Below are 26,566 nucleotides of genomic sequence, written 5' to 3' on the forward strand. Positions count from 1 at the left end.
CGGCCACCCCGGCGCCATGGTACGGCCGCGGCGGCCGTTCGGTCGTGCGTTCGGGTGAAGCGGAGTCCCCGTTCCTGGGGCGAACCGGCGGCCGGGCCGGTCAGTGCGCCGCGGCGTCGGTGAGCAGGTCGGTCCAGGCGGCGCGCACCTTGTCCAGGCCGAAGGAGTCCTGCAGCCAGCCGCGCGCGTGCGCGGCCTCTGACTCCCAGCCGTCCTCGGCCAGGGTGTGGATCGCGTCCGCCATCGCCTCGGGGGAGTCGTGGATCCACCGGCGGTCGTAGATCTCGTCCGCCCCCGGCCAGGGCAGCAGCGCGGGGACGGCGCCGGACGCCATGCCCTCGGCGGGGGCCAGATGGAAGCTCTCGTCGTCACTCGTGGACAGCACGAAGCCGATGCGCCGCAGCCAACTGGCCACGTCGGGGCCGAAGCTGTCGAAGACGACCGCGTCCTCCAGCAGCGGGCCCGACTGCACCCGGCGCAGGACCGCGTCGTAGTGCGTGCGCTCCTCGGGCTTGTTCCAGATCCACCAGTAGTCCCACGGCATCTTGGACTTCACCGACAGCTGCCAGCGCGGGTCCCGGGCGCGCAGCGCCTCCAGCACGTCCAGCCCGAGGTCGAGCCGCTTGCGGGCGGGCGCGATGCCGATCATGCCCAGGCGGAAGCGGGCGTCGGCGGCCTTGGGGCGGTCCAGTTGGCGGTCGTCGACCCAGTTGGGGATCGTCACGATCTTGGCGTCCGGCCAGCCGGTGCGCTCGCGGGTCAGCGCGGTGTAGTGCGGGCTGACGCAGACGACCCGGTCGACGGCGTCGATGTCGACCTGGGCGGTGTAGCCCGCGTACAGCTCGAAGCGGTGCAGCCGTACCAGCAGCCGGGAGCCGCGCCGCTTGTGGCGGCTGTACCAGACGGCCGCCGGGCCGCACCACTCCACGACCACCACGTCGGCCCAGGCGGCGAGTTCACGGCTGGCCGCGACATCGTGCTTGGCCAGCGCGGACCAGGCGTCGATGCGCACCTCGACGCCCGGCAGCGCCTGGAAGTGGTCGAGCAGCCGGGTGAAGAACTTCAGGTCGTGGCTGGCGACGACCACGCGCAGCGGCCGCGTGCGCTTGCCGAGTCCGTCCGGCGCCGTGGGGAACGCGCGGCCGAGGTGACCGCGCAGCCGCTCGGCGGCCCGTTCCAGCGAGAAGTGTGCCGCGGCCTCCCGGCAGCGCCGTGCCGCCGTCCGGTAGGCCGCCTTGGAGCCGGCGGCGGTGGCCACGGCCTCGGCCGCGTCGTCCAGGGTCCCGCGGCCGGGGACGAAGAGCGGGTAGTCGGCGCCGAGCAGGGCCTCGTGCGCGGGCGTGCGGTTGAGCACGACCGGCAGCCCCAGGGTGCCGAACTCCAGGACCTTCGTGGACAACTCCAGGCTCGCGTCCAGGTCCGGATGGCGCCAGCCCAGTCCCACGTCGCAGCCCGCCGCGATGCGCATCGCCTCCTGGCGGGGCGTGCCGCCGTGGTGGACCACGCCCGTGGTGGTGGCGAGCGCGCGCTCCATGCGGTCGTGGAACTCCGGGTGCAGCGGGTCGTCGTGGATCTTGTCGCCCACCGTGTGGAGTTCGGCCCGCACACCTCGCCCGGCGAGCGCGCGCGGCAGTTCCGTCATCTCCAGGGTGTTCCACCGCGGGGCGAACTTGCCCGTGTAGACCATGCGCACGGGGTCACCCGCCGCCTCGTGCTCCGGCACGTCGAAGTCGGGCACCGGCACGCTCGGCGGGTAGAGCACGCACTTGCCGCACGCCTCCGGCACCCACGCCTCGATGAAGCAGCGCAGTTCCTCGGTCTGGCACAGCAACTGCCGCGAGGCCTCCGCGATCCGGGCCAGGTCATCGGCGGCCTCGCCGGTCATCTCCGCGGCCGACTGCGGGATGTCGGTGAGATACGCCCAGATCCTGTTGTCGAAGTCGCCGTCCGCGACGATCTGCGTGACCGCCCTCCGGCCGCGCAGCACCAGCAGGTCGCAGGGCTCCTCCTCGTCCAGGGCGCGCAGCTTTCGCGAAGCCTGCACGGGGGAGAGCACCCGGTCGGTCGACACGACCGTGACACCCGGCAGTTCGGCCAGCGGGTCGACCAGTCGGCCGGTGCGCACCGGCGCCTTCAGCACCAGCCGGGTCTCGCACCCGGCGAGCGACAGCGCCTGCACCATCGACTGCGCCCAGACCGCGGAGCCGTCGATGAGATTGAGGTCCACGTCCCCGTAGACCATGGCGCGGATCGTGCGCGTCGCCGTCATCGTGCGTCCTCCCGGCGGATCGTGAACAGCCGTCCCGCGCCCTCCGGGGCGCGCCACAGCGACTTGCGGACGAGAGCGGGCCTGAACCCGTTGACGTGCGGCACAAAGCCCGCGCCTTCGGCGCTGTAGCCCACCGCGTCGGCGCCTGAGCACTCCTGAGCGCACATCAGGTCCAGGAGGTGGGCGGCCTCGCGCTCTTCGGCGAGGTCGGTCCAGTCGGCGACCCAGGGCGTGCTCGGCCCGTCGCCGGAGGCCCGTACGGTGACGCCGCCGGCGGTGAGCTCCGCCAGCGCGCCGCCGGGGCTGGGGACCAGCACTTCGGCGGGCCGGTGGAGCTGCGTCAGCACCTGCCCGATGAGCCGGGAGACCTCCGCGCCGTCGCGCGGGTCGGCGAGCACGGCGACACGCCGGGCGTCCAGCGGGTCGGCCGCGCCGGCGATCCGGGCGAGCTGCGACAGCCGCACCCGGGTGGCCCGCGAGGTGAAGATCTCCCGCAGGTCGGCCCGCGCCGTCGTCGCCGGGTCCAGCCGGGCCGGCTGCACCCCGGTGTCGCCGTCGAGGACGGCGTCCCAGGGGAAGCGGGACAGACCGGGGGCGGCCGACGCGGGGCCGTCCCGCCACAGGACCGTCGGGCGGCCCGCGGCGCGCGCGGTCGCCAGCAGATCGGCCAGCCGCCGGTCGAGGTCGGGGGCGAGCCCGGTGCCGGTGTGGGTCCACGGGCCGGGGCCGGTGCAGGCGCTGAGCTGTACGAGGAGGACGTCCGGGTCGGTGCGCTCGGCGACGAGTGTGGCGTCGTGCGGCAGCGCGCGGTTGACGACCGCGTCGTGGGCGAAGTCGGCGGCCGTGGCCGCGTTCAGCACACCGGCCACGACCAGGCGGTCCCGGGGTCCCGCGGAGAAGGCGCGGTGCGCGAGGTGCAGCCGGTCCCCGTCGGCCGAGGCCGCCTCGGGGAGCGCGGGAAAGCCCGAAGCGGCCGAGCCGGCCGGACGGGCCGCCACCGGCCGGCCGCCCTTGCTGCGCCCGCGCCACATCCCGTACAGCTCGCGCGGCAGCCGAGCCGAGCCGCGCAGCGGGGAGCGGGCCGCCGAGACGAGCACCTGGCCGACCCGCAGGGAGGTGGAGCCCTGGAGCATGGCGACCCGGGCCTCCAGCACGCCGACCCGCTCCCGGGCCTGGCGCAGCGCGGCGGCGATCTGGTCGCGTTCACGGATCGCGGCGGCCGCCCGCTCCGCGCCGGTCTCGTCGCGCAGTGTCTCCAGGGTCCGGGTGTCCTGTTCGTGGCGCCGTTCCAGGTCCAGCAGCCGGTCCCGCTGGGCACGGGAGACGAAGTCGGTGAGGACGTACTCGTCGGCGATCCGCAGCGCGGTGCGACCGCCGTCACCGCCGTCACCGCCGCCGTCGGGCACCGGGCGGCCCGCGCCGTCGTGGAGCGGCAGCAGGTGCTCGGTGCAGGTGAAGACGGCGCCGCCGTGCAGATGGACGTAGCCCAGCCCGGCCGCGCGCAGCACCTGGCAGCGGTGGGTGACCAGCCCGTCCAGCAGCCGGTGGTAGGGGAGTTCGGTCGTGGCGTGGCCGAAGACGACCAGGCCCCGCCCGCCGGGGCGCATCCGCCCCAGCGCGGCCGTGAACGCCGCCTCGTCCCCGTGCCGCGCCGGATCGGGGCCGTACGACAGCAGGGCGAGCCGCCCCTCGCCGACCGGTCCTGGGTCCTCCGGATCGGAGCGGGTGAGCCGGATGCCCTCGGGCAGGTGCAGATACGGTTCGAGGGGGATGCCGCCGCCGGTCGTGTCGACGACCTCGGTCACGCCGTCCAGGTGCGGGTGGAGCAGATCGAGCAGGCGCATCAGGAGGTCCTCGTGAAGACGTGGAAACCGACCCTGTTCTCCCGGAAACCGTACGGCGTGAAACCGAGGTGGCGCAGGCCGAGCGGTTCCACGACGGCGCGGTATTCGGCCGCGGGCCGGTGCAGGATGTAGTCGCCCCGGGGCGTCCGGCGCGGCGCGTCCTCGTCGGAGACGATCAGACGGCCGGTCAGCCGCACCAGGGAAGCGAGATTGACCAGGGAGGCCTCCCAGAGCGCGTCGTCCAGGACATGGAAGAGCACGTCGACGCCGAGCACCACGTCGTACAGCCACGGGCTGCGCCACGCGTCGAGCTCCGCGACCGCGTAGCGCGGTCCGCCGCCGAGTTCACGGGCTTGCCCGACGGCCTCGGGGCTGGCGTCGAAGGCGTCGACGCGGTGGCCGCAGCGGGCCAGGGCCCGGGCGAACCAGCCCTTGCCGCAGCCGGCGTCGAGCACGAACAGGGGGTCGGTGCCGCTGCCCGCGTCGCCGGTGTGGCGCAGCAGTTCGGCGAGACGGACGGCGTAGAAGGCCTCGTTGCCGGAGCGTTCCAGGCCGATGTGCCCGCTGGAGGCCAGCTCGTCATGGCGCCGGTGGCGGTTCTCCCAGTAGTCCCGGGTCTGCTGCCCCGACGGATCAGACATGGTGCTCCAGCCATTCGGTCATGATCCTGGCGATGCGCTCGCCCGAACGGCCGTCCCACAGGGGCGGGCCCTCGGCGGCGGCCGACCCGCCGTCCAGGGCCTTGAGGAGGGCGGGCACCAGGCTGTCGGGCTCCACCAGCCGGTTGGTGCCGTGGGTGACCGTCACCGGGCGCTCGGTGTTGGGGCGCAGTGTCAGGCACGGCACGCCGAGCACGGTGGACTCCTCCTGGACGCCGCCCGAATCGGTGATCACGGCGGCGGCGCCGCGCAGCAGTCCCATGAACTCCAGGTACCCGAGCGGTTCCACGATCCGCACGCCGGGTGCTCCGGCCAGGCCCGCCGCCTCCAGCGCGGCGCGCCCGCGCGGGTGCAGCGGGATCACCAGTTCCAGCTGCTCGGCGGCGGCGCGCAGTGCCCGGACGGCCGCGGTGGCGGCGGCCGGGTCGTCGACGTTGGCCGGGCGGTGCAGGGTCACCACGCCGTAGCGCGCGGGCAGTCCGTGCGTGGCGCGGGCCGCCGCGGGGTCGAAGCGCGGCAGGTGGGCCATGAGGGTGTCGATCATCGGGTTGCCCACGAAGTGCACCCGGGCCGGGTCCACGCCCTCGTTGGCGAGGTGGCCGACCGCCTCGGGACTGGTGACGAAGAGCAGGTCGGCGAGTTGGTCGGTCAGCCGGCGGTTGACTTCCTCGGGCATGGTCATGTCGAAGCTGCGCAGCCCCGACTCGACGTGGGCGACCGGCAGTCCCAGCTTGGCGGCGACCAGCGCCGCCGCGAGCGTGGAGTTGACGTCGCCGTAGACGGTGACGAGTGCGGGGGAGCGGGCGGACAGTTCGTCCTCCAGGGCGACCAGCAGCGCGGCGGTCTGCCGCGCGTGGGTGCCGGAGCCGACGCCGAGGTCCACGTCGGGCTCGGGCAGACCGAGTTCCCTGAAGAAGATGTCCGACATCCTCTCGTCGTAGTGCTGCCCGGTGTGCACCACGGACTGCGGCTGCCCCGCCGCCCGCAGTGCGGCGACCACCGGGGCGGCCTTGACGAAGTTGGGCCTGGCGCCGACAACATGGACTACCGAGCCGAGCACGGTGCCTCCCGCTGGCTGGAGGTGTTTAGGGTGGGAATGTGCGTCGTCGTACTCTTCGTGCCTTGATTCTCGCCGCCTCCGTGGCGGTCCGTCATCTGCGGGCCGATCCCGTGCGGGCGGCCGGTCTTGCCCTGCGGCTCGCGCCGGGGCCGGCCCGGCGGCCCGCCGGGTGGGCCCTCGCCCGGCTGCCCGCCCGCGACCCGCACCGGGTCCGCGGTGCCGCGGGCCGTGCCTACGGGCCGAGCGAGGTGCCCGCGCCGCGCGGCGCGCCGGGAAGACCCGTACCGGGGCGTGTACTGCACCTGGTCACCAACTCGCTGCCGTACCGGAATGCCGGTTACACCGTACGCACACATGCCATCGCACGGGCCCAGCGACAGGCCGGGCTCGATCCCCAGGTGGTCACCCGGCTGGGCTTCCCGGTGGCGCAGGGCGTGTGGGACGGCCGGCCCACGCAGGTGGTGGACGGGGTGCCCTACCACCGGCTGCTCCCCGTGCGGATGCCCGCGACGCCCGGCGCGGTCCTGGCCCGCAACGCGGAGCTGGCCGCCCGGCTGGTCGAACGGCTGCGCCCCGCGGTGCTGCACGCTGCCACCGATCACCCGAACGGCCGAGTTGCCCTCGCCCTGCGCGAGTCGTTCGGCCTGCCCGTGGTGTACGAGGTGCGCGGCTTCCTGGAGGAGACCTGGCTGACCCAAGGGCCCGGCCGCAGCCCGGACTCCGCTTCCTTCCGCGAGCGGCGGGCGCTGGAGACGCACTGCATGCGCTCGGCGGACCTGGTGTTCACCCTCGGCGAGGCCATGAAGGGCGAGATCGTCGCGCGCGGCGTGCCGGAGGAGCGCGTGCGTGTCGTGCCGAACGCCGTGGACGACGTCTTCCTGGAGCCGCTGCCCGACGCGGGCCCATTGCGCGCCCGGCTGGGCATCGCCCCGGACGAACTCGTCGTGGGCACGGTCTCGACACTCACCCCGCACGAGGGCATCGGCACCCTGTTGCGGGCAGGTGCGGAGTTGCGCCGCCGGGGGGTGCCGTTGCGGCTGCTGATCGTCGGTGACGGCCCGCTGCGCCCGGCCCTGGAGCGGCAGGCGGCCGAACTCGGCCTCGGGGACGGCGCGCTGTTCACCGGTCGGGTGCCGTACTCCGAGGTCCGGTCGTACCACGCCGTGCTGGACGTGTTCGCGGTGCCGCGGACTCCCGATCGCGTGTGCCAATTGGTGACTCCTCTCAAGCCGGTGGAGGCGATGGCGAGTGGTCTGCCCGTTGCTGCCAGTGATCTCAAGGCCCTAGGAGAGCTGATCGAGGATGAGGTGAGTGGCCGACTGATTCCGTCAGAAGATCCTCACGCATGGGCAGAAGCGCTCGAAGTATTGCTCTATAGTGCAAAACGACGAAGGATGATGGGCGAAGCCGCCCGCACGCGAGTGGCCCGCGACCGTACGTGGGTACATATCGCCGTGCGGACGCGCGACGCCTACCGGAGTCTGGGGGCCGTATAGCACTCGGGATGGTGCGGCATGACGGTGGATCTCGCAGTCGTAGGCCTCGGATACGTGGGGCTGCCCCTTGCCCGCGAAGCCGCGGCGGTGGGACTGAGTGTGGTGGGGCATGACCTCGACCCGCGTGTGGTGGCCGGTCTGAACGCCGGTCACTCCCATGTGGACGACGTCTCGGACGAGGACCTGCGGCGCATGCTGGCCGCCGGCTTCACCGCCAGCACCGGGCAGGAGTGCCTGGCGGACGCCCAGACGGTCATCATCTGCGTCCCGACCCCGCTGTCGGCCGACGGCGGGCCCGACCTCACCGCCGTCACCGGCGCGGGCGAGGCCATCGCGGCACGCCTGCGGCCCGGGGTGCTGGTGGTCCTGGAGTCGACGACGTACCCGGGGACCACAGACGAGGTTTTGCGGCCGATCCTCGAGAGCTCGGGACTGCGCGCGGGACGGGACTTCGCGCTCGCCTTCTCACCCGAACGGATCGATCCGGGCAACAAGAACTTCGGCCTGCGCGACACGCCCAAGATCGTGGGCGGTCACACCCCGGAGTGCGCGGCGCGCGCGGTGGCGTTCTACAGCAAGGTGGTCGACACCGTCGTCCAGGCCAAGGGCACCCGCGAGGCCGAGATGGCCAAGCTGCTGGAGAACACCTACCGGCACGTCAACATCGCGCTCGTCAACGAGCTGGCCATACTCTGCCGCGAACTCGACGTCGACATCTGGAACGCCATCGACTGCGCGGCGACCAAGCCCTTCGGCTTCCAGGCCTTCCGGCCCGGCGCCGGGGTCGGCGGCCACTGCATCCCCATCGACCCCAACTACCTGTCGTACAAGATCCGCACCCTCGGCTACGAGTTCCGGTTCGTGGAGCTCGCCCGGGAGATCAACCACCGGATGCCCGAGTACGTGGTGCGCCGCGCGCAGGATCTGCTCAACGACGCGGGCAAGCCCGTGCACGGCTCGCGGGTGCTGCTGCTCGGCGTCACCTACAAGCCCGACATCGCCGACCAGCGGGAGACCCCGGCGGTCCCCGTCGCGCGGCTGCTGCGCAAGCTCGGCGCCGACGTCACCTACCACGACCCGTTCGTGGACGCCTGGCAGGTCGACGGCGTGCCGGTGCCGCGCTCCGGGGAGCTGAACTCCGCCCTGCGCGAGCACGACCTGACCATCCTTCTCCAGGACCACAGCGGGTACGACCTGCAGGACGTCGCGCACCACGCGCGCCTGCTGTTCGACACGCGTGGACGCCTGAACCGGCCAGATGTCGAGGTGCTGTGATGCACGTGCTCGTCGTGACCGTCGTGCACCACCCCGAGGACGCCCGGATACTGCACCGGCAGATCGCGGCGCTCCTCGACCGCGGACACACCGTCACCTACGCCGCGCCGTTCACCGCGCGGGGCGCGACACCGCGCCCCGACGTGGAGGCGGTCGACCTGCCGCGCGCCACCGGGCGCGACCGGCGTGCGGCGGTCCGCGCGGCGCGGCGGATGCTCGACGCGCGCGGCCCCGCGGCGGACGTCGTCCTGCTGCACGACCCGGAGCTGCTGCTCGCCCTGCCCGGCGCGCTGCGCCACTGGCGGCGCATCGGCGCCCGGCGCCCGGCCGTGGTGTGGGACGTGCACGAGGACACGGCGGCGGCCGTCGCGATGAAGGGCTGGGTGCCGCGCGCACTGCGCCCGCCGATGCGGCTCGCGGTGCGCGCCGCGGAGCGGATCGCCGAACGCCATCTGCACCTGCTGCTCGCGGAGGACGCCTACCAGGGGAGGTTCCGGCGCATCCACCCCGTCGTGCCCAACCTGGTGACCGTGCCGCCGGGCACCCCGGTGCCCCCGGGGGACGACCGGGTGGTCTACCTCGGGCAGCTGTCCCGGGCCCGGGGCACGGAGGAACTCATCGCCATGGCGCGGCTGCTGGCCCCGGAGGTCCGGGTGGAGGTGATCGGCGCCGCCGACGGCGACGTACGCGCGTTACTCTCCGCCGCCGACCGCGACGGCGTGCTGCGCTGGCACGGCTTCCTGCCCAACGACGAGGCGCTCGGCCGGCTGCGCGGTGCGCTCGCCGGGATGTCCCTGCTGCGCGACGAGGCCAACTACCGCCATTCCCGGCCGACGAAGGTCGTGGAGTACATGGCCTACGGCATCCCCGTCGTCAGCACCCCCAACCCGCTCGCCGCCGAACTGGTGGAGGCGCACGACTGCGGGCTGCTCGTGCCGTACGAGGACCCCTCCGCCGCCGCGGCCGCGGTGCGCAAGCTGCGCGCGGAGCCGGAACTGCGCGATCTGATGGGTGCGCGAGGACACGCGGCGGCGCTGTCGGGGCTCAACTGGCCGGATCGGGCCGGTGAGTTCGTCGCGGGACTGGAGGACTGGGCGGCGGCGGCCGCTGCCGCCGCCACCCGGCCCGGTGCCGCGGCGGTCAGCTCACGCTGAGCGCCGTGTCGTCGATGACGAAGGACGTCTGGATCTGAGAGCCCTCGGTGCCGGTGAACTTGAGCGTCACCGTCTGGCCCGCGAAGCCGGCCAGGCTGAAGCTCTTCAGGGCGTAGCCGGTGCCGGCGTTGAGGTTGGAGTAGGTGGCCAGGGTGGTGGAGCCGGCGGCCACGGTGAGCTTGTCGTAGGCCGTGGTCGTGGTGGTCTCGTCGGTGTCCACGTGCAGGTAAAAGCTGAATGTGGCGGTGGTGCAGGCCGCGGGGATCGTCACGGTCTGCGCGAGCGTGTCGGTGTGCGCGGAGCCGTAGCCGTCGAGCCAGGCCTTGTACGAGCCGGTGCGGGCGGCCTGGTCGGCGGAGTTGGTGATGACGCCGCTGGAGGCCGTCCAGGTGGTGCTGCCGGACTCGAAGCCGGGGTTGCCGAGCAACTGGGCCGCGGTACAGGTGCCGCCACCGCCACCGCCACCGCCACCGCCGCCCCCGCTGCCGGTCGCGCCGGAGAGCCACTCGGTGGCGTTCAGGGCGAGCGCGGCGTTGGTGGCGCCGGAGTCGTTCCAGCCGTCGTAGAGGGTGTTGCCGGACGAGCCGGTGCCGTCGTCGATGGGGGAGCTGTCGCCCCAGAACGCGACGCGACCGCTGCCGAAGGTGCTGGTGGCGAAGAAGGCACCGGTGTTGCCGGAGTAACCGGTGCGGTAGAGCAGCCCCTTGACGGAGGAGTTGTCGGCGGGCTTCAGCGTCGCGGTGGTGCCGCTGGCGATCAGGCTCTTGGAGACGGTGCCGAAGGAGCCGTGCAGCACGGCGTTGGCGCTGTCGCTGACGGCCTTCGGGTAGTCCGAGCCGATGCTCAGCGTGTCGACGGAGAAGCCGAACGGGTCGGTGCTGTCGACGGAGTTGTTGGTCATGAGGTCGTTGATGACCTCGACCGCGTCCTCGCCGTCGTTGTTGCGGTCGGCGCCGGTGTGGTCGGAGACGAGGAAGAGACCGCCGCCGGCCTGCACGAACTTCATCACGGCGGTCTTCTCGGCCGTCGTCAGCAGCACATTCGGCTCGGGCAGCACGAAGGTGTCGAAGTTCTTCAGGTCGGTGGCGGCGGACGTGCCGTAGGTGATGGACCCGCCCGACGGCAGCGTCTTCAGCGAGTAGTTCCCGGTCCGTTGCAGGGCGACGCCCCACGAGGACAGCGCGCCGGTCCAGTCGGTCTCGGCGGAGGGGGTGGCGTCCTGGCCGAGCGGGTCGGGCTGGCTGGTGCTGATGACCCAGTCGGCGTTGCCCGCCGTCTCGGCGTGGGCGTTGTCGAAGAGCACGCGGTGGGGGGTGGCCGCGTGGGCGGTGGTCGTGGCGGCCGCCTGTGCGGCGGTGCCCGCGAGCAGCGTGGCGAGGAGCGCGGTGTACGCGCTGAGTCTGCGGCGGGTCGGGGCGGATCCGGGCATCCTGCAGAACCTCCTGTGTGGGGGGTGTTCAGAGAGGCGGTGCGGGTGCTGATTCTGCGCGCGTAGATCAAGGGGGGACGTGCGTCGCGCATGACGAACGGTTGAACGGTACATGGCAAATCTTGCGCCGGGCAACGGTCGATGGGGCGGCCCCCGCAGAAGGATTGACGGAGTGTCAGCCGAAGTGCGGTCCGTTGCGTCGTACGCCCTCCAGCTCCAGGACGAAATCGGCGCCCAAGGCGGAGGAAGGCGTGTGCGTGCCGCGCGGCAGGTCCGGCAGCCGTGGCACGATCCGCAGCACCGAATCCACCGTCAGGGCGTAGCCGTTGGGCGTGGACAGCGCCGCCTGGGCCTCGCCGCCGCGCGGATCGCGGGCGCGCGCCCACACCTGTGAGCGGGTACGGGCCAGCGTCCGTTCGCCCGGGCCGCGCAGGAAGCGGTCGACCCCGGCGCGGGCGGCCCGCCGCACCGGCGCCACCGCCAGCAGCCGCTCCACCAGCGGGGCGGCGGGCAGCCACGTATAGGCCGAGACGTTCGGGATGCCCGTCGAGTGGTACGCGGTGCTCACGTCGCCCCACGCGACGCTCGCCACCGAGCGGTCGCCGGTACGGAAGGACGCCGTGACCCGGTGCCACCCCAGGGGCACTTCGCGGATCACGCCGTCGATCCGGGCCCGGCCGCCCGCCCCGTGGTCCAGCGCCTCCAGCGCGGACCGGGCGGTGCCGGGACTCGCCCCGCCCCCGGCGACGAAGGCCAGGTCCAGGTGGGTCGCGCCGGGCAGCGCGGCCGCCACGGTCGCCGCCAGGCAGTCGGTGGGCACCACGTCGAAGCCCGCGCCGGGCAGCAGCGTCACGCCGGCCGCGCGGGCGCGGTCGTCCAGCGCGTGCAGCCGCTCCAGGACGTCGATCTCGCCGGTGATGTCGAGGTAATGCGTCCCGGTGTCCAGGCACGCCTCGACCATCGGCAGCGCCGTCGCCGAGAAGGGGCCCGCGCAGTGCGCGACCGACGCCACTTCGGCAAGCGCCTCGCGCAGGCCCGCCGCGTCGTCGAGGGTCAGTACCCGGTACGGCAGCCCGAGTTCCCCCGCGAGCGGCTCCAGCGCGGCGGCGGTGCGGCCGGCCAGCACGGGGCGTTCCCCACGGGCCACGGCCTCCCGTGCGATCAGGCGTCCGGTGTACCCGGTGGCCCCGTACAGCATCCACGTCACGCGAGTGGCTCCCCTCAGAGCGGCGGTCCTGGAGCCGATGTTACCCGTCGGTCACCGCGGGCCGCGGGCACAGAGCCGGCGGTCCGACCAGCCGCTGGTACGACAATGACACGCCCTCGAAAGAGAGGGGCGTACTCACCCGATCCGGTGGCGCGGCGGGGCCAGGACGTACCACCGGCGTACTCGCTGCGTTGCATGGGGACATGGACAGCACATCCATCGCCCAAGGGTGCCTTCTCCTCGGCCACACCGACCATCACCGCACCTATGCCGAACTCACCGGTGCGTACTGGTTGGACCCGCCGATCTACTCCGAACTCGTCGCCGACTGGCGGGCCGGCGGACGGACGGTCCCGCGCCGCACGGAGCAGGACGAGCCGAAGCCGCAGCCGGAATGGGAGTCGGAGCCGGAGTCGTTCAGCGGTGGCAGTCGGCCGCGACCGCGGCCTGGAACAGGGCCAGTTCCACCACGGTAGGGGCGTGCAGCGTCCCGCTGCCGTCCGGCGGCACGAGCCATCGCAGCGTCCCCGCCCCCGCCGCCCGGTACGGCGGCGGGACCGCGATCCACGCGCCCGCGCCGGCGTACCGGATGCCCGAGCCCACCCATCTGCTCGCCGGATCCGGCGGGAGGAAGAAGCCCACCCGATGGGACGCCGCGTCCGCGAGCGTCGGGCCGGGATCCGCTCCCGGCATGCGCAAGAGCGCGTCGAGCGCGAGCAGTCCGAGATCCTCGGGCACGCTGAGCACGTCCCAGAAGCGTCCCGCGGGAAGCAGCGCGGTGCCGCTCTCCCCGTGCTCCCATTCCCGTTTGCACGCCCGCGGGTCCGCCGCGGCGGCGGCCAGCCACTCCGTTGCCTGCTTTGATGCCGTATTCCTCATGCGCCTTACCTTGGTAGATATTTCTACCTGGCGGAAGGGGTGGCGGGGCATGGCGTTTCAGGGTCGAAAACAACTGTTTCCCGTACGGGTGTGCGCCCCTGTGAGCTGCGACGCGTCGGCAATTCCCCCTTCTTATGGGTGAGTTCCCGCCAGCAATTCCGAATTCCCTCCGGAGTGAAGGGGCGGACCTTGTCCGGCACCTCGCAACGCCGCGGTGACTGGCGCCCGTTGGGCACGCGCTCCCGCCGTGTGCCCAACGGGTGCCGGGGGCGACGGCATGAGGGCCCGCGCGACCGGACCCCCGCCGCCGCAGGCCTGTCAGGCCCGCGTGTGGACCGTGGGTGCTCCTGTCGGTCGGGCTGTCGCAGTCGTCGCGCTGCGGGCCTGGCGGGCGGGTTGGGCCGCAGCCCGGAGGCGTGACAGATCAGCGGGCGGGACGGGTTGCCGTGGGCCGTGGCGCGCGGTTGCCAGCCGCGGTGCGGCCGTGCCCGCGGCCGCGGCACACGGGTCTGGCCCGTACGGCCCCGCTTCGCGCGCCGTCGTGCCGGTTCACGGCTTGCCGGGTTCCCGGCGTCGGCCGCGGGGGACGGGGGGCTCCCGTCGGCGCTTCTGCCGGTCGGCCTGTCGGGGCGTCGCGCCGGAAGCGCGCGTCCGACAGGCCGGCCGACGCGGCGGGGTCAGAGGGCCGAGGGCGGGGCTCCCTCGTAGGCGGCTGTCAGCAGGGTGCGGACGTCTTCCGCGAGGACGGGGCGGGGGTTGGCGTACGGCGCGGCTGTGGCGATCTCCACGGCGCGTTCGATGTCCGTGCGGCCGAGGCCGAGCGCGGCCAGGGAGCGGGGGGCGCCGAGCCGGCCGCCGAGGGTGTACAGGGCGGCGGCGGGGTCGTCGGTGGACAGGGCGCGCCGGAGGGCGGCCGAAGCGCCCGGAGCGGCCGCGGAGTTGAAGGCCAGGACGTACGGCAGCAGCACGGTGTGGGTCTCGGAGTGCGGGAGATTGAAGGTGCCGCCGAGCACATGGGCCAGCTTGTGGTGCAGGCCCATGGTGGTGGCGCCGAGGCACGCCCCGCACAGCCATGCCCCGTACAGGGCGTCGGCGCGTGCTTCGGGGTCGGCCGGGCCGGCGACGACGCGGGGGAGCGCGTCGGCCAGAGCCCGTACGCCCTCCTCGGCCATGAGGGAGACGATGGGCGTGGCGTCGGGCGCGTACAGCGCCTCGACGGCGTGGGCCATCGCGTTGACGCCGCTGGTGGCGGACAGCGCGGGCGGCATCGACACCGTCAGTTCCGGGTCGTAGACGACGCTGCGCGGCAGGACGCGGGCGTCGCGCCCGGTGCGCTTGACGCCGTCCTCGGTCAGTCCCCACACGGAGGTCATCTCCGAGCCGGAGTACGTCGTCGGCACGGCGATCAGCGGCAGGCCGGTACGCAGCGCGACCGCCTTGCCGAGGCCGACCGCCGAGCCGCCGCCGACCGCGACCAGGCCGTCCGCGTCCAGTTCCCGTGCGACCTCGACGGCCTCGTCGGCGACCTTCACCGGTACGTGCATCACCGCGCCCGGGTGGACGCCCGCGCACGTTGCGCCGAGCGAGTCGGCGACGGCCCGCGCGGTGTCCAGGCCGTGCCGCCCGGACACCACCATCACGCGGCGCAGCCCGAGCCGGTCCGCCTCGCCGGCGACGGCGGTGGTGGCGGACCCGGCGCGGAAGACCACCCGCATGGGCAGGGAATCGTGGACGAAGTCCCGGCCGCCGGGGTTCATGACGCCCTCAGCACGATGTCGAAGTCGGCCAGCCGGAACGGGGCCCGCACCCCGTACTCCGCCGCGAGCCCGGCGTCGTCGACCTCGGTGAACGTCTGCACCAGGCTCTTCTTGACCGCGAACACCGCGTCCGAGTCCAGATAGGGGCTGTCCTCGACGAAGATGTGCGTGGTCACGGGCTGGAAGCCGGCGTGCCCGGCGATGAAGTGGATGTGCGCCGGGCGGTAAGGATGCCGCCGCGTGGCGCCCAGCAGTTCGCCGACCGGGCCGTCCGTGGGGATCGGGTAGTGCGCGGGCACGACCGTGCGGAAGCGGAAGCGCCCCTCCTCGTCCGTGGTGAACAGCCCGCGCCCGTTGCCCTGGGGCTGGGCGCCCGGCTGCTGGACGTCGTAGAAGCCCTGGTCGTCGGCCTGCCACACATCCACCGCCGCTCCCGCCAGCGGGGTGCCGTCCACGGACAGCACGCGTCCGGTGACCACGCACGGCTGCCCGGTGCCCACCATGTCGATCGAGTCGCCGAAGGCGCGCTCGGGGGAGTCGACCATGTGGAAGGGGCCGAGGACCGTGGAGTCGGTCACCGGCTCGCCGGCCGCCCGCGCGGCCTTGCGCTGGTTGATCGTCTCCACGAGCATCGACACGCCGAGGACGTCGGAGAGCAGGATGAACTCCTGCCGTGTGTCGTCGCACTTCTGCCCCGTGCGGGTCAGGAAGTCGACGCCCCGCTCCCACTCCTCCATCGTGGGCTCGACCTCGCGGATGAAGTCGTGCAGATGGCGTGTCAGGCTGCCCAGGATCTCGCGCAGCCGCGGATCGGGCGTGCCGGCGAAGCTCTCCACGACCGCCGGGGTGGCGCTCTCTTCGGTGAAGTCCATCGTTGCTCCTTGTCAGTCCCGTCCCAGGATGCGCCGCAGCGCTCCGCCGAGCACGGTGCGTGCCTCGGCCTCGCCGGCCGCCCCGCCCGCCTGCCGGAAGGCGACGTACAGGTCGGGGCGGACCAGCAGCACGCCGGTGTCGCCGGTCTCGCGCAGTCGCGCCCAATCGCCGTACGGGTCCTCGTAGTCCTGCCCGGGGCCGATCACGGCGGTCGCGATGTCCAGCCCCAGGTCCGCCCCGACGGCGCGGGCGGCCGCCACCCACGCGTCGCCGCCGATACCCGTGAGCAGCGTGAAGCGTCCGCCGCCGCCCAGGTCCAGGGTGGACAGGGTGCGGGTGCCCGCCGTCAGCCAGGCGTGCGGCAGCTTGGCGCCGGGGCGGCTGCTCGGCTGGTGGTGGAGCTCGGGGTCCCGGTCGAAACCGGGGTCCGCGGTGCCGTCGGGGACGACCGCAGCCGAGGAGTACCGCTGGTTGAGCTCGACGCCGTGGGCGTTGAACTCGTACCGCTTGAAGTCGATCGCCTCGCGCAGCCGCTGCCGGCGCTTCTCGCCGGCGGGCGTGGCGTCCTTGCGGGAGGCGATGTTGGCGACCAGCTGCTCCGGGCTCTGCGGGGCCAGCAGGTCCAGCGCCTCGAAGACCGGGGCGGTCTCGCCGATGGACTTGTTGGCGCGGGTGACGATCTGCTTGCCGACCGGGGCGCGCTCGGCGGTGTAGCTGTCGAGCAGCGAGGGCGACGCGCTGCCGTCGAGCACCAGCTTCAGCTTCCACGCCAGGTTGTAGGAGTCCTGGATGGAGGTGTTGGAGCCCAGTCCGTTGGACGGCGGGTGCCGGTGCGTGGCGTCGCCCGCGCAGAAGACCCGGCCGCTGGAGTACGTCTCGGCGTACATCTCGTTGACGGTCCAGGACGAGCTGGAGCGGATGGTCACCGGCAGGTCGTCGTCGCCGATCAGCTGGCGGACCACCGACAGGGCGTACTCCTCGGTGAGGTTCGGCGGGGCGGCCTCGACGTCGTAGCCCCAGACGATCAGCCACTCGTTCCACGGCTTGACGTTGCGCACCAGGCCGGCGCCGATGCCGCCGACCGTGGCGCCGGGGGTCAGCACCCAGTAGAGGGTGCCGGGCCGGTGGGCGGTCCAGCGGGACAGGTCGGCGTCGAAGAGGATGTTGATGCTGCCCGCCACCCCCATCTTGCCGCCCATCGGCAGGCCCGCGTCCTCGGCCACCTGGCTGCGGCCGCCGTCGGCGCCGATCAGGTACTTGGCGCGGATGGTGTACTCGTCGCCCCGCAGGGTGTCCTCGACGGTCACGGTCACGCCGTCGGCGTCCTGTACGAAGGACTTGTATACGGTCCCGAAGCGCAGCTTCGTCCCGCGTGCGACGGCGGCGTCGACGAGCACCGGTTCCATGAGGTGCTGCGGCATGTCGCACATGCGGGTCGGGCTGGCGAGCTCGTGCGCGGCCTGGACCAGCGGGTCGTTGCCCCAGGAGCGCAGGCGGCCCAGTTCCTCGCCCGCGAGACTGGTGCAGAAGACCGTGTTGTCCATCAGGGGCTGCGGTGTGGCCTTGGCGATCACCTCCTGCTCGACACCCAGGTCGCGCAGGACCTCCATGGTGCGCTGGTTGGTGATGTGCGCCCGGGGGGTCGCCGACAGGCGGTTGTACCGGGTCACGACGACGTTCGGTATCCCGTACGTGCTCAGTGCGAGCGCGGCGGTCGCCCCGGCCGGCCCGCTCCCCACGATCAGCACATCGGTCTCGACGCTCTCCATCGAAGCGGCTCCCTGACGGATAATTGAAATGGCAACGAATCGAATGGTTAACCAGCAGGAGGTTTCCGGCGTGTCTCAATCCGATACACCGCATGAGGCGCTGCTCCTGGAGGCCTACCTGCGCGAGCGGCCGCAGTCGCGTGCCGTCGTGGCCGCGGACGGCAGGTCGCGGATCGTGAGCGCCGAGGCCGCCCGGCGGCTCTCGGAGGAGGCCCTCGACCTGCTGGAACGCCGTGCCGGGGGCATGGTGCGGGACGGCCGTGCCGAGGGCTGTGAGCTGCCCCTGCCGGGCGGCGGCTGGTCAGCGCGGCTGCGTGCCGTGCAGGACGCGGGCGAGGTCATCGGAGCCGTGGCGATCCTCACGCCCACCGGCGACGCGGACGCGCCGCACACCGTTCTGCCGGATCCGCGGCTGCCGGGGCTCGTCGGCGCATCGCGGTCCTGGCGCTCCGCGGCTGCCCGCGCCGTGGCGCTGGGGCGTTCCCAGGGCACCCTGCTGATAGCGGGCGAGCCGGGCACCGGCAAGACCGCCGTGGCCCGTGCCGTGCGGCCGAACACCGTCGAGCTGGACGCGGCGCAGGCCACCGGGGCGGTCGCGCACGAGTGGGTGGAGCGGCTGGCCGCTCTGGAGGCCCCGGTGCCGGTGTTCGTCCGGCACCTGGAGGCGCTGGACGCGGGCGCCGCCGCGCTGCTGGTGTCGATGCTGGACCGGTTCCCCCGGATGCCCCTGACCGCCACCTCCACCCCGGGGGACCCGGTGGGCGGTCCCTGCGTGGACCGGCTGCTGGGACGGCTGGCGGCCCGCTCCGTGACGCTGCCGCCGCTGCGCGAGCGCCCCGAGGACGTGCCGGGCCTGCTGGCGGCGCTCAGCCCGCGCCCCGCCCCCGGGTACCCGCCGCTGACCTGGACCGTCGAGGCCAAGCGGGTCCTGGAGCGGCACACCTGGCCGGGAAACGTCGAGGAGCTGGGACTCGTCGTGCGCGAGCTGGCCGACCGGCGCCGGCTGACCTCCCCGGTCCGCCCCGACGAGCTGCCGGACGCCGTGCGCGGCGCGGCCGGCGGGCGCCGGCTGGGCAGTCTGGAGCGGGCCGAGCGGGACGCGATCCTGGAGGCGCTGCGCACCCACGGCGGGAACAAGGCGCGGGCGGCGCAGGCCCTGGGTATCGCGCGGGCGACCGTCTACCGAAAGCTGCGGAGCTATGGCATCCAGGGAATATAGTTTAGAATTCAACATGTTAGCTTGGCCGTAGGCACGCCACCCCCGCAGGAGGAGACCCGATCATGACCACCCAGCTGGATGTCCGCCGCGCAGGACAGCGGTTCCACACCCGTGCGGGCTGGCTCGACTCGCACCACTGCTTCTCCTTCAGCCACCACTACGACCCGAAGAACACCCACTTCGGCCTGCTGCTGGTCTCCAACGACGACGTCGTCGCGCCCGGCACCGGCTTCGACACCCACCCGCACCGCGACATGGAGATCGTCACCTGGGTGCTCGACGGCGGCCTGGTCCACCAGGACTCCGAAGGCCACAACGGCGTGATCTACCCGGGCCTCGCCCAGCGGATGAGCGCCGGCACCGGCATCCTGCACAGCGAGAAGAACGATTCGTGGAAGCTGACCGGCGGCCCCGAGCACAAGGACCCCGTCCACTTCGTGCAGATGTGGGTCTTCCCCGACGAGCAGGGCATCAAGCCCGGCTACGAGCAGCTGGACATCAACGACGAACTCGCCCGCGGCGGCTGGGTCACCGTGGCCTCCGGCATGGACCGCGACCGCGACCAGCGCGCCATCTCCATCGCCCAGAAGCACGCCGCCCTCCGGGCCTCCCGCATGACCGCGGACCAGACCCTCGCGCTGCCGACCGCGCCCTTCACCCACGTGTACGTCGCCAAGGGCGAGGTCGCGCTGGAAGGCGCAGGACTGCTGTCGAAGGGCGACGCCGTGCGCGTCACCGGGTCCGAGGGCCAGCGGCTGACCGCCGGGGCGCAGGGTGCGGAAGTCCTGGTGTGGGAGATGGACGGCGCCGTCACCTTCGGGTGATCACGTGGTAGACCTGAGGGCCATGACCCGCACTCTCGCCAACGCGCCGATCATGGTCCTCAACGGTCCCAACCTCAACCTGCTCGGACAGCGGCAGCCGGAGATCTACGGCTCGGAGACCCTCGCCGACGTCGAGGCGCTCTGCGCGGCGACGGCGGAGCGTCACGGCGGGACCGTCGACTGCCGCCAGAGCAACCACGAGGGACAACTCGTGGACTGGATCCACGAGGCGCGCGAGGCGCACTGCGGGATCGTCATCAACCCGGGCGCCTACTCGCACACCTCGGTGGCGCTCCTGGACGCGCTGAACGCCTGCGACGGACTGCCGGTCCTGGAGATCCACATCTCCAACATCCACCGGCGGGAGTCCTTCCGGCACCACAGCTACGTCTCCCTGCGCGCCGACGGGGTCATCGCCGGCTGCGGCGTCCAGGGCTACGCCTTCGCGGTGGAACGGGTCGCGGCGCTGCTCGCCGCGGCCTGAGCCGCCTGAGCCGCAGACCGTGCCGCCGTCCCCTCAGGCCTCGCCCGGCCGCCAGTCCGGCCACTCGCCGGGGTGGTCGGCCCAGTGCACCTGCCGGGGATCGGACACGTCGATGTCGGGGAACTCCTCGCGCACCCGCAGCTCGAACTCCTCGCGCTCGAGCTGCTGCCAGCCGGCGCCGCGCAGGTGCACCCGCCGGTAGCGGTGGTCCTCCGCGAGCGGGGCAACGTCCACCTTGTGGGTCGTCTCCATGACTCCAGGGTGCACCCGCGCCTGCCGAGGCGCAGGTCTGGCCACCACGACCTCGGCCGGGCGCAGCAGATGCCCGCCGACCCGGTAGCCGGGCCGCACGACCTCGGCGCACACCGGGCCCTCGGACTCCGCCCCGCCGGCGGTGCCCACGGCCTCGTGCCGGACCGGGTCGAAGGGGTCGCCCGGCGTGCCGAAGGACCGCAGGCCCAGCTCGCCGAGCCGCGTCTCCAGCACCTCCACGACCGCGCCGAAGCCCTGCGTGACCTCGCCCAGCTCCCTGGCCCGGTCCACCGCGTCCAGCACCGGCAGCAGGCCGCGCAGCACATTGGCGACGGCGATCTCCCGCACCGCAAGCCGGTCCCGGTGCACGCGCTTGCGGTAGTTGTCGTACTCCGCCTTCAGCCGCTTCAGGTCCGCCGTGCGCTCGGCCAGGCGCGCCCGCAGTTCACCGGCCCCCTCGGGCGGGGCGGCGCCGTTCATCCCGTGCCGCCTCCCTCCCGCTTGTCGTCGTCGACGATCTCGGCGTCCACCACGTCGTCGTTGCCGTCGTCCGCGTCGGACGGCGGCGGCCCGGCCCCCTGGCCGGCCCCCGCGGCGGACGACTCCGCCTGGGCCCTGGCGTACATCGCCGTGCCGATCTTCTGCGCCGTCGTGCTCAGCCGTTCCGTGGAGGTGCGGATGGCCGCCGTGTCGTCGCCCTCGGCCGCCAGCTTCTCCTTCAGGTCCGCGACCGCGGCCTCCGTCTCGGTCCGCAGATCGGCAGGGACCTTGTCGGGGTTGTCGCGCAGCAGCTTCTCGGTCGAGTAGACCAGGCCCTCCGCGGTATTGCGGGTCTCGGCGGCCTCACGGCGCCGGTGGTCCTCCTCGGCGTACTGCTCGGCCTCGCGCATCATGCGGTCGATGTCGGTCTTCGGCAGCCCGGAGCCGCCGGTGACGGTCATCTTCTGCGTCGTGCCGGTGCCCAGGTCCTTCGCCGCCACATGCATGATGCCGTTGGCGTCGATGTCGAAGGAGACCTCGACCTGCGGCACGCCGCGCGGCGCCGGGGGCAGCCCGGTCAGCTCGAACACGCCGAGCTTCTTGTTGTACGCGGCGATCTCGCGCTCGCCCTGGAACACCTGGATCTGCACCGACGGCTGGTTGTCCTCGGCCGTGGTGAAGATCTCCGAGCGCTTGGTCGGGATGCTCGTGTTGCGCTCGATCAGCTTGGTCATGATGCCGCCCTTGGTCTCGATACCCAGGGACAGCGGGGTGACGTCGAGCAGCAGGACATCCTTTACCTCGCCCTTGAGCACACCGGCCTGGAGGCTGGCGCCGATGGCCACGACCTCGTCCGGGTTCACGCCCTTGTGCGGGTCCTTGCCCGTCAGGGACTTGACCAGGTCCGTCACCGCCGGCATGCGGGTCGAGCCGCCGACGAGGATCACGTGGTCCACGTCGGAGACGTCGATCCGGGCGTCCTCGACCGCCTGGTGGAAGGGCGACTTGCAGCGCTCCAGCAGATCGGCGGTCAGCTGCTGGAACTGAGCGCGGGTGAGTTTCTCGTCCAGGTGCAGCGGGCCCTCGGCGGACGCGGTGATGTAGGGCAGATTGACGGTCGTCTCGGTCGACGACGACAGCTCGATCTTGGCCCGCTCGGCGGCCTCGCGCAGCCGCTGCAGCGCCATCTTGTCCTGCGACAGGTCCAGCCCGTAGCCGTTCTTGAAGCGCTCCACGAGATGGTCCACGATGCGCTGGTCCCAGTCGTCGCCGCCCAGTTGCGTGTCGCCGTTGGTGGCCTTGACCTCCACCACGCCCTCGCCGATGTCGAGCAGGGACACGTCGAAGGTGCCACCGCCCAGATCGAAGACCAGGATCGTCTGGTCGTTCTCCTTGTCCAGGCCGTAGGCCAGGGCCGCCGCGGTGGGCTCGTTGATGATGCGCAGGACGTTGAGCCCGGCGATCTCGCCGGCCTCCTTGGTCGCGGTGCGCTGCACGTCGTCGAAGTACGCGGGGACGGTGATCACCGCGTCCGTCACGTCCTCGCCGAGGTACGACTCCGCGTCCCGCTTCAGCTTCTGCAGCACCCGGGCCGAGATCTCCTGGGCGGTGAACCGCTTGCCGTCGATCGAACCGGAGTCGGGGAACCGCCAGCCGGAGTCCCCCATGTGCCGCTTGGCCGAGCGTGCGGTGCGATCCACGTTGGTCACGGCCTGGCGCTTGGCGATCTCGCCCACGAGAACCTCGCCGCCCTTGCCGAAGGCCACCACCGAGGGCGTCGTCCGCGCTCCCTCGGTGTTGGTGATGACGGTGGGCTCACCGCCCTCCAGCGCGCAGACCACCGAATTGGTGGTGCCGAGGTCAATACCGACCGGACGTGTCATGTCAGTCGCCTCCTTCCCTCCAGGGTGCGACGCCGGGGGGCCGACCACCAGACGGCCGGGACGGGCGGACGGGCCCGCCGCCCCAACCGGAATATTCGCGCGGCCCGCGACGGCGGGCGCTGCTAGCGTCGGCCAGATGTCCTCACTGCACGCAGGAGTGATCCTTTTCCGCGACCAACACCTCGCCGTACACGACGACTTGACCCTGCCCCGGGCTCCCGTCCCACCGCGCGGCGACCCCGCGGCGACGGCCCGCGAGGCGGCCCGCGCCGCCCTCGGCGTCGACGCCGGGATCGACCCCTCGCCCTGCCTGGAAGTCCGCGCGGCCTCGGGCACCGAGCTGTACTACCGGGCCGAGGCCCCGCTCCCGCCGGCCTCCGCCCCGCCCCGGCTGCTCACCAGGGACGAGGCCCTGCACCTGCCGCTCGCCCCGTGGACCGCGTGGGAGGCCATTTTGCGCTCCTGGGACGGGCCGCCCTGGTGGCGGGGCCGGCTCGTCCTGGAGGACCCCCTCGGCCGGCCGCCCAAGCGGACCCGCGCCGGGGCGGTGATCATCCGCGAGGGGCACATGCTGCTGATCCGCTACCGGCACCGGCGCGGCGACTACTACGAGATCCCCGGCGGCGGCGTCGAGCCGGGAGAGACCCCCGAGGCCGCGGTGGTCCGCGAGCTCGCCGAGGAGACCGGGCTCACCGGCACCGTCGGCCGCGAGATCGCCCGGGTCAACCGGGTCCACCGCGGATCGAACCCCGGCCACTACTTCCTCGTCGAGGCCGCCGGCACGATCGGCCCGCGCTCCACCCTCGACCTGGAGAAGGGTGCCGCCCCGGTCTGGGTGCCCGTGCCGGACCTGAGACATCTGCCCCTGTGGCCCAAGCGCCTGGGCTGGCGCATCGCCCACTGGCACAGCACGGGCTGGCCACAGCGTCCCGCGGAGTTCTGCGACTCACTGCTGGACCTGAAGGTGCCGTGCGACTGGTGATCCGCGCGTGGTGGGAGGATCACCCGCATGGCACGCATCATCCTGGTCCGGGGAGACATCACCGAGCAGACCGTTGACGCCGTCGTCAACGCCGCCAACTCCTCGCTCCTGGGAGGCGGCGGTGTGGACGGCGCCATCCACCGCCGCGGCGGGCCGGAGATCCTGGAGGGGTGCCGCGCGCTGCGCGCCTCCCACTACGGGCGCGGCCTGCCGACCGGGCAGGCGGTCGCCACGACCGCGGGGCGGCTGCCCGCCCGCTGGGTGGTCCACACCGTCGGCCCGGTGTGGTCCGCCACGGAGGACCGCTCGGCGCAGCTGGCTTCGTGCTACCGGGAGTCCCTGCGGGTCGCCGACGAGCTCGGCGCCCGCACGGTCGCGTTCCCGGCCGTCTCCACGGGGGTGTACGGGTGGCCGCTGGACGATGGGGCGCGGATCGCGGTGCGCACCGTGCGGGACGCGGTGGCGGGGGGCGTGGAGGAGGTGCGGTTCGTGCTTTTCGATGACCGTGCGTATGGGGCGTTCGAGGCGGCGCTTGCGGGGGGTTGATCCGGGGTGGGTTTCTCCCCCGCCCGCCCTCCCTCCCCCAACCTTCGGCCGGGGGTGCCCCCAACCCTGTGAAGTCAGTGACCCCGGCGCGCGTTGCGTTGGGTGCCGGGTTCGGGGCCTCCGGGGCTGGCCATTCTGGACAGCACATTTTGGTGCCTCGGGCACTCTGCGTTGGTCACTCCGGGTTGTGCACCCAAATATGCTCCACAGTCCAGAACGCCCACCCCTACGACCCCGCCCCCTCCGTAGTGTTCGCGCGTGATCCCCAGTGGGGGTGTTAGGGCGGCCATGGCACAGGCCGAGGGTCGGTGCGGCGGCACATCAGCCGCCCAGGCGTCACCGCCAACACCGATGGGGCTGTATCCAGGCAACCGCGGTCACCTCGGACGGCCTCCATACCCCCACTGGGGATCAGGCGCATGACGAGACGGAGGGGGCGGGGGTGCAGGGGTGGGTGTTCTGGACGGTGCGGGATATTTGTGTGCAGTACCCGGGGTGATCAAAACAAGGTGCTGGAAACGCACGTAAATATCCCAGTCCAGAATGGCCAGCCCCGGAGGCCCCGAACCCGGCCCACAACCACGCGCGCCGGGGTGCCAGACCGCGCCGGGCACACGGGCGGGCGGGCGGGGAAAAAACCTACCCGGACAGCAAGCGCAGCGTTACGTACGGAGGGCGAGCACCGCGTCCACCGTGTCCGCTTCCGTCGCGGACTTGTCCGCCCGGTAGCGGAGGACGCGGGCGAAGCGGAGGGTGACGCCGGCGGGGTAGCGGGAGGAGCGCTGGAGGCCGTCGAAGGCGATCTCGACGACGAGTTCGGGGCGGACGCGGACGACCCAGCCGTCATCGCTCACGGCGAGTTCCTGGAGCCGTTCGGTCTGCCAGGCGAGCATCGCGTCGGTGAGGCCCTTGAAGGTCTTGCCGAGCATCGCGAACGTGCCGTCCGGGCGGCGGGCGCCGAGATGGAGGTTGGAGAGCTTGCCGGTGCGGCGGCCGTGGCCCCATTCGGCGGCGAGGACCACGAGGTCCAGGGTGTGCACCGGTTTCACCTTGAGCCAGGCGGCGCCGCGCCGGCCGGCGCTGTAGGGGGCGTCCAGGGCCTTGACGACGACGCCCTCGTGGCCGCGTTCCAGGACCTGGGCGGCGAAGTCCCGTGCCGCCTCCCGCGTGGCGGGGTCGGCCGGGTCGGCGGCGACCAGGCGCCGGACGCGGCGCGGTGCGGGGGCGATCCGGGCCAGCTCGGCGTGGCGTTCGGCGGTGGTCAGGTCCAGCAGGTCGCGGCCGTCGACGGACAGGAGGTCGAAGAAGACCGGCGCCACGGGCAGGGCCACCCGGGCGGTCGCGACGTCGAGGCGTGAGCCGACGCGCGAGGAGGTCTCCTGGAAGGGGCGCGGGCGGCCGTCGTCGCCGAAGGAGATGACCTCGCCGTCGAGCACGGCCTCCTCCACCGCCAACTCCATGGCCGCGGCCACGACTTCGGGCAGCCGGTCGGTGATCTCGTCCAGGGTGCGGGTGTAGACGCGGGCGTCGGCGCCGGCGCGGTGCACCTGGACGCGGATGCCGTCGAGTTTCTCCTCCAGGGCGCAGGGGCCGAGGCGGTCCAGTGCCTCGTCCACGTCCTTGGCGGTCTGCGCGAGCATCGGCTGCACCGGACGTCCGACCTCCAGCCGGAACGTGGCCAGGGCTCCCGGTCCCTGTGCCAGCAGCGCACGCGCGACCGCGCCGAGCGAGCCGCCGAGCATCACCGCCCGCCGTACGTCCTCCGGCGGCGCTCCCGCCGCGACCGCGAGCCCTTCCACGGCGAGCGCGTCCAGCGCCCCCTGCCGCAGCTCGCCGCCGATCAGCCCGAGCAGGAACGTCTGCTCCTCCTGCGTCGCCGCGCCCATGAGTTCCGCGACCAGCCGTTTGCGCTCCGCGGCGGCGCCCTTGCCGGTCACCGCGGCGATCCGGTCCAGCGTGCCGTGGACCCCGGCCACGGTCAGCCGGGGTTCGGCGGCCGGTTCGTGGCGCTCGCGCAGGGTGCTCCAGCCCACGCCCGTACGGCGTTGCGGAAGCCGTCCGGCGATGTACGTGATCACCACGGGCGCCTCGTCGGGCTCCGCGGTCTTCAGCAGCCGGGCGAGCGCCGCGACCTTCTCCGACCGGGCGGACGTGGCCGCGATCTCCTGGGACGTACGCGCGATCTCCGCGAGCAGCATGGCTCCATCGTCGCCCAGAGGCGGCCC

Annotated in this window: 21 protein-coding genes; 8 read left to right on the top strand and 13 right to left on the bottom strand. The window is 73.0% G+C overall.

Going from position 1 to position 26,566, the window contains the following annotated elements; genetic code table 11:
• Positions 1 to 100 precede the first annotated feature (100 nt).
• The 4 genes from ACFWVC_RS30345 to wecB are packed head-to-tail and all read right to left on the bottom strand — an operon-like array spanning position 101 to position 5,832.
• Complete coding sequence (locus ACFWVC_RS30345) at positions 101 to 2,269, bottom strand: glycosyltransferase (RefSeq protein WP_384294358.1); 2,169 nt, start codon at positions 2,267 to 2,269, stop codon at positions 101 to 103.
• The gene (locus tag ACFWVC_RS30350) at positions 2,266 to 4,113 is read right to left on the bottom strand and encodes a hypothetical protein (RefSeq protein ID WP_384294362.1); all 1,848 of its coding nucleotides are present in this window, start codon (positions 4,111 to 4,113) and stop codon (positions 2,266 to 2,268) included. The genes ACFWVC_RS30345 and ACFWVC_RS30350 overlap by 4 nt, the downstream gene beginning before the upstream one ends.
• Complete coding sequence (locus ACFWVC_RS30355; RefSeq protein ID WP_384294366.1) at positions 4,113 to 4,754, bottom strand: class I SAM-dependent methyltransferase; 642 nt, start codon at positions 4,752 to 4,754, stop codon at positions 4,113 to 4,115. The genes ACFWVC_RS30350 and ACFWVC_RS30355 overlap by 1 nt, the downstream gene beginning before the upstream one ends.
• A complete protein-coding gene (wecB, locus tag ACFWVC_RS30360; protein WP_384294373.1) occupies positions 4,747 to 5,832 on the bottom strand; it encodes a non-hydrolyzing UDP-N-acetylglucosamine 2-epimerase in 1,086 nt (361 codons plus the stop codon). Before wecB ends, ACFWVC_RS30355 begins: the two co-directional genes overlap by 8 nt.
• A 62-nt stretch (positions 5,833 to 5,894) precedes the next feature.
• Between wecB and ACFWVC_RS30365 the strand changes: the two genes are divergently transcribed.
• The 3 genes from ACFWVC_RS30365 to ACFWVC_RS30375 are packed head-to-tail and all read left to right on the top strand — an operon-like array spanning position 5,895 to position 9,757.
• Positions 5,895 to 7,328, top strand: coding sequence for a glycosyltransferase family 4 protein (locus tag ACFWVC_RS30365; RefSeq protein ID WP_384294379.1), 1,434 nt, complete (start codon positions 5,895 to 5,897; stop codon positions 7,326 to 7,328).
• A gap of 18 nt (positions 7,329 to 7,346) precedes the next feature.
• A complete protein-coding gene (locus ACFWVC_RS30370) occupies positions 7,347 to 8,603 on the top strand; it encodes a nucleotide sugar dehydrogenase (protein ID WP_384294383.1) in 1,257 nt (418 codons plus the stop codon).
• Positions 8,603 to 9,757: a glycosyltransferase gene (locus ACFWVC_RS30375; RefSeq protein ID WP_384294386.1), complete on the top strand. Its 1,155-nt coding sequence runs from the start codon at positions 8,603 to 8,605 to the stop codon at positions 9,755 to 9,757. Before ACFWVC_RS30370 ends, ACFWVC_RS30375 begins: the two co-directional genes overlap by 1 nt.
• On the opposite strand, the gene ACFWVC_RS30380 is transcribed toward ACFWVC_RS30375, so the two are convergent.
• From ACFWVC_RS30380 to ACFWVC_RS30405, 6 genes are all read right to left on the bottom strand, one after another.
• On the bottom strand, positions 9,744 to 11,186 hold the full coding sequence (locus ACFWVC_RS30380) for a hydrolase (RefSeq protein WP_384294390.1): 1,443 nt from the start codon (positions 11,184 to 11,186) through the stop codon (positions 9,744 to 9,746). The two genes, ACFWVC_RS30375 and ACFWVC_RS30380, sit on opposite strands and share 14 nt — an antisense overlap.
• Positions 11,187 to 11,361: 175 nt before the next feature.
• Positions 11,362 to 12,384, bottom strand: coding sequence for a saccharopine dehydrogenase family protein (locus tag ACFWVC_RS30385; RefSeq protein ID WP_384294490.1), 1,023 nt, complete (start codon positions 12,382 to 12,384; stop codon positions 11,362 to 11,364).
• A 426-nt stretch (positions 12,385 to 12,810) separates the two neighbouring features.
• Positions 12,811 to 13,272, bottom strand: coding sequence for a hypothetical protein (locus ACFWVC_RS30390; RefSeq protein ID WP_384294393.1), 462 nt, complete (start codon positions 13,270 to 13,272; stop codon positions 12,811 to 12,813).
• A gap of 677 nt (positions 13,273 to 13,949) precedes the next feature.
• Positions 13,950 to 15,029, bottom strand: coding sequence for a maleylacetate reductase (locus ACFWVC_RS30395; protein ID WP_384294396.1), 1,080 nt, complete (start codon positions 15,027 to 15,029; stop codon positions 13,950 to 13,952).
• Complete coding sequence (locus ACFWVC_RS30400) at positions 15,026 to 15,901, bottom strand: intradiol ring-cleavage dioxygenase (RefSeq protein WP_384294400.1); 876 nt, start codon at positions 15,899 to 15,901, stop codon at positions 15,026 to 15,028. The genes ACFWVC_RS30395 and ACFWVC_RS30400 overlap by 4 nt, the downstream gene beginning before the upstream one ends.
• A gap of 12 nt (positions 15,902 to 15,913) precedes the next feature.
• Positions 15,914 to 17,671, bottom strand: a complete 1,758-nt coding sequence (locus tag ACFWVC_RS30405; RefSeq protein WP_384294404.1) for an FAD-dependent oxidoreductase — start codon at positions 17,669 to 17,671, stop codon at positions 15,914 to 15,916.
• Positions 17,672 to 17,741: 70 nt separating this feature from the next.
• Here ACFWVC_RS30405 and ACFWVC_RS30410 point away from each other — a divergent pair, with 70 nt between their 5' ends.
• The 3 genes from ACFWVC_RS30410 (at position 17,742) to aroQ (ending at position 20,198) form a co-directional block, all read left to right on the top strand.
• A complete protein-coding gene (locus ACFWVC_RS30410; protein ID WP_384294408.1) occupies positions 17,742 to 18,890 on the top strand; it encodes a helix-turn-helix domain-containing protein in 1,149 nt (382 codons plus the stop codon).
• A gap of 62 nt (positions 18,891 to 18,952) precedes the next feature.
• Positions 18,953 to 19,714, top strand: coding sequence for a pirin family protein (locus ACFWVC_RS30415; RefSeq protein WP_384294414.1), 762 nt, complete (start codon positions 18,953 to 18,955; stop codon positions 19,712 to 19,714).
• Between the two features lie 22 nt (positions 19,715 to 19,736).
• Positions 19,737 to 20,198, top strand: coding sequence for a type II 3-dehydroquinate dehydratase (gene aroQ, locus ACFWVC_RS30420; protein WP_384294417.1), 462 nt, complete (start codon positions 19,737 to 19,739; stop codon positions 20,196 to 20,198).
• Positions 20,199 to 20,231: 33 nt separating this feature from the next.
• On the opposite strand, the gene grpE is transcribed toward aroQ, so the two are convergent.
• Entirely contained in the window at positions 20,232 to 20,930 is a 699-nt protein-coding gene (gene grpE / locus ACFWVC_RS30425) for a nucleotide exchange factor GrpE (protein ID WP_384294421.1), read from the bottom strand.
• On the bottom strand, positions 20,927 to 22,813 hold the full coding sequence (dnaK, locus tag ACFWVC_RS30430; RefSeq protein ID WP_384294425.1) for a molecular chaperone DnaK: 1,887 nt from the start codon (positions 22,811 to 22,813) through the stop codon (positions 20,927 to 20,929). The genes grpE and dnaK overlap by 4 nt, the downstream gene beginning before the upstream one ends.
• Before the next feature lie 136 nt (positions 22,814 to 22,949).
• On the opposite strand from dnaK, the gene ACFWVC_RS30435 reads away from it, so the two are divergent.
• Both ACFWVC_RS30435 and ACFWVC_RS30440 read left to right on the top strand, forming a co-directional pair.
• Entirely contained in the window at positions 22,950 to 23,795 is an 846-nt protein-coding gene (locus ACFWVC_RS30435; RefSeq protein WP_384294431.1) for an NUDIX domain-containing protein, read from the top strand.
• A gap of 27 nt (positions 23,796 to 23,822) precedes the next feature.
• Entirely contained in the window at positions 23,823 to 24,341 is a 519-nt protein-coding gene (locus tag ACFWVC_RS30440; protein ID WP_384294434.1) for an O-acetyl-ADP-ribose deacetylase, read from the top strand.
• 662 nt (positions 24,342 to 25,003) lie between these two features.
• Here ACFWVC_RS30440 and ACFWVC_RS30445 read toward each other — a convergent pair.
• Positions 25,004 to 26,539: an ATP-dependent DNA ligase gene (locus tag ACFWVC_RS30445; protein WP_384294438.1), complete on the bottom strand. Its 1,536-nt coding sequence runs from the start codon at positions 26,537 to 26,539 to the stop codon at positions 25,004 to 25,006.
• Positions 26,540 to 26,566 lie beyond the last annotated feature (27 nt).

The organism is Streptomyces sp. NPDC058691 (genome assembly GCF_042714775.1).
GTDB lineage: Bacteria > Actinomycetota > Actinomycetes > Streptomycetales > Streptomycetaceae > Actinacidiphila.

Bases quoted from the DNA above. Each gene is read 5' to 3' on its own strand.
- ACFWVC_RS30400 (WP_384294400.1), bottom strand. From the start codon at position 15,901: ATGGACTTCACCGAAGAGAGCGCCACCCCGGCGGTCGTGGAGAGCTTC.
- ACFWVC_RS30385 (WP_384294490.1), bottom strand. From the start codon at position 12,384: ATGCTGTACGGGGCCACCGGGTACACCGGACGCCTGATCGCACGGGAG.
- ACFWVC_RS30370 (WP_384294383.1), top strand. From the start codon at position 7,347: ATGACGGTGGATCTCGCAGTCGTAGGCCTCGGATACGTGGGGCTGCCC.
- ACFWVC_RS30350 (WP_384294362.1), bottom strand. From the start codon at position 4,113: ATGCGCCTGCTCGATCTGCTCCACCCGCACCTGGACGGCGTGACCGAG.
- grpE (WP_384294421.1), bottom strand. From the start codon at position 20,930: ATGAACGGCGCCGCCCCGCCCGAGGGGGCCGGTGAACTGCGGGCGCGC.
- ACFWVC_RS30375 (WP_384294386.1), top strand. From the start codon at position 8,603: ATGCACGTGCTCGTCGTGACCGTCGTGCACCACCCCGAGGACGCCCGG.
- ACFWVC_RS30390 (WP_384294393.1), bottom strand. From the start codon at position 13,272: ATGAGGAATACGGCATCAAAGCAGGCAACGGAGTGGCTGGCCGCCGCC.
- ACFWVC_RS30345 (WP_384294358.1), bottom strand. From the start codon at position 2,269: ATGACGGCGACGCGCACGATCCGCGCCATGGTCTACGGGGACGTGGAC.
- ACFWVC_RS30355 (WP_384294366.1), bottom strand. From the start codon at position 4,754: ATGTCTGATCCGTCGGGGCAGCAGACCCGGGACTACTGGGAGAACCGC.
- dnaK (WP_384294425.1), bottom strand. From the start codon at position 22,813: ATGACACGTCCGGTCGGTATTGACCTCGGCACCACCAATTCGGTGGTC.
- ACFWVC_RS30395 (WP_384294396.1), bottom strand. From the start codon at position 15,029: ATGAACCCCGGCGGCCGGGACTTCGTCCACGATTCCCTGCCCATGCGG.
- ACFWVC_RS30440 (WP_384294434.1), top strand. From the start codon at position 23,823: ATGGCACGCATCATCCTGGTCCGGGGAGACATCACCGAGCAGACCGTT.
- ACFWVC_RS30445 (WP_384294438.1), bottom strand. From the start codon at position 26,539: ATGCTGCTCGCGGAGATCGCGCGTACGTCCCAGGAGATCGCGGCCACG.
- ACFWVC_RS30415 (WP_384294414.1), top strand. From the start codon at position 18,953: ATGACCACCCAGCTGGATGTCCGCCGCGCAGGACAGCGGTTCCACACC.
- ACFWVC_RS30380 (WP_384294390.1), bottom strand. From the start codon at position 11,186: ATGCCCGGATCCGCCCCGACCCGCCGCAGACTCAGCGCGTACACCGCG.
- ACFWVC_RS30435 (WP_384294431.1), top strand. From the start codon at position 22,950: ATGTCCTCACTGCACGCAGGAGTGATCCTTTTCCGCGACCAACACCTC.
- ACFWVC_RS30405 (WP_384294404.1), bottom strand. From the start codon at position 17,671: ATGGAGAGCGTCGAGACCGATGTGCTGATCGTGGGGAGCGGGCCGGCC.
- aroQ (WP_384294417.1), top strand. From the start codon at position 19,737: ATGACCCGCACTCTCGCCAACGCGCCGATCATGGTCCTCAACGGTCCC.